Source organism: Arthrobacter sp. Bi26, assembly GCF_918697925.1.
GTDB lineage: Bacteria > Actinomycetota > Actinomycetes > Actinomycetales > Micrococcaceae > Arthrobacter.
On the sequence record NZ_CAKKMF010000174.1, the window covers coordinates 1 to 4,070 of the forward strand.

The window sequence follows — 4,070 nt, forward strand, 5'->3', positions numbered from 1 at the left end:
GTTCCCGCCCCGGCCAAGGTGGCTGCCCGGCAAGCGGCCCCCAGGGCAGCCGTCCCGGCACCCCGCCACGTTGCACCGGTATCCGTCAGTGGCCAGACCTACACCATCCGGAGCGGCGAAACCCTGAGCACAATCGCCGAGAAGCTCAACATCGCCGGAGGCTGGCACTCGCTGGCCGACGCGAACACGGCGACCATCAGCAACCCCAACCTGGTGTTCCCGGGCCAGGTGCTGCAGCTTCCCGGATAGGGCTACACCGTTAAACAACGACGCCGGAGCGCTCCCTCGAGGGTCGCTCCGGCGTCGTGCTGTAATCGGGTCGCGCTGTAATCGGTGAGCCCTGCGGCCTTAGACGTGCGGCTCAGGCAGCCTGCGGGAGTTCGCGGACGATCTGCAGTTTCCACGCGGCGTCGTCGCTCGTGTCCAGCACGGCCACCGTGCCCATGGCCAAGTGCAGGGCTACCCGCTTCGCGGCGAGGAGCTCAAGGTAGAGGCTTTCATTCATCCGGGCAGGGGCGTCAATGACGTACTTCACGGCGTCGCGGACCTTGCGGTAATTGTCGCTCCGCTCCCGGTGCAGATGCAGTTCCAGCATGCGGCGCTGCCGGATCCGCGGCTCCTGACGGTTCAGCCAGGACACCGCGGCGTGGACTGCAACCACCAGGGTCAGTGAGACCGCGTAAATCCACCAGCCCGTGTTGAGCAGAAAGAGGGGCAGGTTGGCGATCGCCACAACGGCGATGCAGAGGCGCAACGCCAGTATCCGCCGCATGGTCAGCGCGAACGATGCCATTGCGGCGCGGAACCCGTGCTGTTCCTTACGGGCTGCCACCGGGTCAAGAATGACTTCCTCGAGCACCAGAATGCCGTTCGCTTCCGGGCCGAGCAGTTGTCCGTATTTCGGCACAAACGGCACAACAGGGGCTGGATTCATGGCGTGTCCTCCGGGCGACATTGATGGGGTCCTGCTATATTACGCCCCTCCGTAATGAGATGTCTGCTTCATTCCAAAATGTGAACACGCGCACGCACGGTCCTGTGCAATTGGTGGTTTCGTCGTGTGGCCTCAAACTGGAGAGATGCAGACTTTCCTCCCCTTCCCCGATTTCCAGCAGAGCGCCGCGGTTTTGGACCGCGAGCGGCTCGGCAAGCAGCGTGTTGAGGCGCTGCAGATCCTGCGTGCGCTGGTGATCCCGGAGTACGGCTGGCAGTCGCACCCGGCTGTCCGGATGTGGATGGGGTACGTTCCCGCGCTGACAATGTACGGGCTGGCCATGGTGGATGAATGGACGGCCCGCGGCGGCGAGGACACCACGCGCGAGAAGATCATGGAGTTCGCCCCGCAGGCTGCCCACCCCGACTACGCCGCCAAGATCCCGATGCCGCCATGGCTGGGCAATCCGGATTTCCACCTCAGCCACCGGTCCCGGCTGATCGCCAAGGATCCGCGGTTCTACACACAGGTATTCCCAGGCACGGACCCGGACCTGGAGTACGTCTGGCCCGAACCGAAGCACGAGCTTGTGCCCGAGGATCCTGCCGGGGACCGCATGTGGGTCCTGCGCCTGCCGCTCGGAGACACCGAGCCCGAGCAGCTGAAGACTGTCAGCCTGCCGCCCGTGGGACGGGCCAAGGCCCCCTCGGACGACGACTACCAGTTCGTCTACGCCGAATCAGGCTCCCGCCGCCCGGGCAAGGTGCGCAAGCTGCCCCCGAAGCAGCTCGTCAAGAAGCCCACCCGCAAGCGCCAGCAGCAGGAAGAGGCGTTCACCACCCTTCCCGGCAACTCCGTGGTTGCCATCCCGGTCAACGGCGGCACCTCCTTCGCCATCGGCAAGGTCCTGGGCCGTCCGATCACCGTTGACGGCCACTTCGCCCGGAACTTCCAGGTGGACGAGATCGTGGATCGCTCCGCCTTCGATTACCCGGCTCTGATGCAGGACCCGCGGGCTTTCTTCCCGGTTCCGGCGCGGTAGACGGACAACTCCGGATCCGGCGAGGTAGCTGGCCGGCGCCGAACGCGTCCGGCACTGATGGCGCTTTCTGTCCGAGCGGCTGGACTTGTAGCTTCAACTCTGGCAGTCCAGCTTCAAACCACGACCGGCTAAAACTTCAACATTTGCTCAAGAAAACCGTGTTAGCCTGAGTCCAACTGTTGCTCCTGTGGCTTGCGTCACAGTCTGTGGCGTGTGGGGTGACTGTGACACACGGGTCTCTTGGTCTTGGAAGCTGGAGTTATGTTGGAATCACCGGGGCAGCTCCGCGCTGTGGTTGTAGATGATGACGGTGATGTTCGGCTCCTCATCCGCCGGACACTGGAAATGCTGGGCTTCGCCGTTTTTGAGGCTAGTTCCGGGGCCGAAGCCATGCTGAACATCCAGGAACATCGGCCGGACCTTGTGACGCTGGAACTGAACCTCCCCGATTTGGACGGCGTGGAAGTGTGCCGCCGGATGCGCAAATTCTCCGACGCCTATGTCGTCATGATCACGGCCCGGGCGGACGAGGTTGACGAGTTGATAGGACTGGAGATCGGTGCGGATGATTTCATCCGCAAGCCGTTCAGCCCGCGCTCCGTCCAGGCCCGTGTGACCGCGGTGATGCGGCGCCACCGGCCAACCCCTCAACGTCCCACGCCGCGACGTCGCGCCACGGATTTCATGGTGGCCGCGCCCGGCGGCTCAGCGCCTGAGACACACCACCTGCCCGGTGCCCTGCGACGCCGGGCGGACGACGCCTCGCCCGGCATGTCCATCCATTCGTCGCCCGAGTCCACCTCAGCGGCAGGTACCGACGTCCGGCATGCCGATGCCAACGGCGTCGTCCGTCACGGGCCGCTAGTTGTCGAGGTCCAAGGCCGTGCGGCGTCCCTTGACGGCGTCGAATTGGAATTGACGCGCACCGAATTTGACCTGCTGGAGACCCTGGCCCGAGCGCCTCGGCGGGTGTGGACCCGGAAGGCACTTTTGACCCATGTGTGGGGCACCGAATGGCCCAGGGACGAGCACCTCGTGGAAGTGCACATCGGCAACCTGCGCAAGAAGCTTGGTGACAAAGGCCGCGAACCGCGGTTCATCCGCACGGTACGGGGCGTTGGCTACCGGATGGCACCGGTCGAAGGGTGAGCAAACCTGTCGGCCTGCCCGACGGACGGCGGGCCCGGAATTTCAGCGGCGGGCCCGGAATTTCAGCGGCGCCAGGATCCAAGAATTCCTCACGCCTGTCCGTAGGGCTTCCCGAAGGCTGGCAGACTGGCCCTATGACTGTACTGCTGGCCGGTTGCGGCGATCTGGGCACCGAGGCCGGGCTGCGTTTCGCGGCTGCAGGCCACCGCGTGGTGGGGTGGCGCCGGTCGCCGGAGAAACTTCCGGCCGCCATCGAAGGGGTCGCCGCTGACCTGAGCTCCGGTGAGCTGCCGCCCATCCCGGCGGACACCACCGCCGTCGTCGTCGCGATTGCCGCGGATGCCCCGACTGAGGATGCCTACCGGGCTGCCTACGTGGACGGTCTGTCGAACGTGCTGGACGCGGTCCTGGCGTCCGGGGCAAGTGTCCGCCGGATCCTGTTTGTTTCTTCGACGGCCGTTTACGGCGACGCCGGCGGCGGCTGGATTGATGAACGCACGACGCCGGAACCCGGCGGGTTCTCGGGCCGCATCATCCGCGAGGCAGAGGAACTCCTCAACAGCCGTCTGCGCGGCACCGGCATCACCCCCGTGGTACTGCGGCTCGGCGGGATCTACGGCCCCGGCCGGACGCGACTGATCGACCAGGTGCGCGGCGGAAGCGCGGTAATTCCCGCCGCGTCGCGCTTCACCAACCGTATCCACCGCGACGACGCCGCCGCGGCAATCGTCCATCTGTGCACTATGGACACGGTTCCCGCGCCCGTGTATCTGGGCGTGGACAACGAACCGGCCGAGCTCGGCGAGGTGCTGGGCTTCCTGGCCGCGGAGCTGGGACTCCCCCGGCCGGCGTCGGACTCTGCTGGCGCGGCGGACGGCGCTTCGGCGGGCGGCACTTCCACGGGCGGCACTTCGGCGGGCGGGGCCTCGACGACGGGCGGGGAAA

At 66.0% G+C, this 4,070-nt stretch carries 5 protein-coding genes; 4 read left to right on the top strand and 1 reads right to left on the bottom strand.

What is annotated here, in order from left to right; genetic code table 11:
- The coding region (locus tag LQV16_RS23050) for a LysM domain-containing protein (RefSeq protein ID WP_229996159.1) at window positions 1–249 on the top strand (249 nt) is incomplete at its 5' end.
- Between the two features lie 112 nt (window positions 250–361).
- Here the strand turns inward: LQV16_RS23050 and LQV16_RS23055 are convergent.
- On the bottom strand, window positions 362–934 hold the full coding sequence (locus LQV16_RS23055; protein WP_229996160.1) for a hypothetical protein: 573 nt from the start codon (window positions 932–934) through the stop codon (window positions 362–364).
- Window positions 935–1,079: 145 nt separating this feature from the next.
- Here LQV16_RS23055 and LQV16_RS23060 point away from each other — a divergent pair, with 145 nt between their 5' ends.
- The 3 genes from LQV16_RS23060 to LQV16_RS23070 all read left to right on the top strand — a co-directional run.
- Entirely contained in the window at window positions 1,080–1,976 is an 897-nt protein-coding gene (locus LQV16_RS23060) for an MSMEG_6728 family protein (RefSeq protein WP_229996161.1), read from the top strand.
- 261 nt (window positions 1,977–2,237) lie between these two features.
- The gene (locus tag LQV16_RS23065) at window positions 2,238–3,125 is read left to right on the top strand and encodes a response regulator transcription factor (RefSeq protein ID WP_229996162.1); all 888 of its coding nucleotides are present in this window, start codon (window positions 2,238–2,240) and stop codon (window positions 3,123–3,125) included.
- 134 nt (window positions 3,126–3,259) lie between these two features.
- A partial coding sequence (locus LQV16_RS23070; protein WP_229996163.1) for an NAD-dependent epimerase/dehydratase family protein occupies window positions 3,260–4,070 on the top strand: 811 nt, incomplete at its 3' end.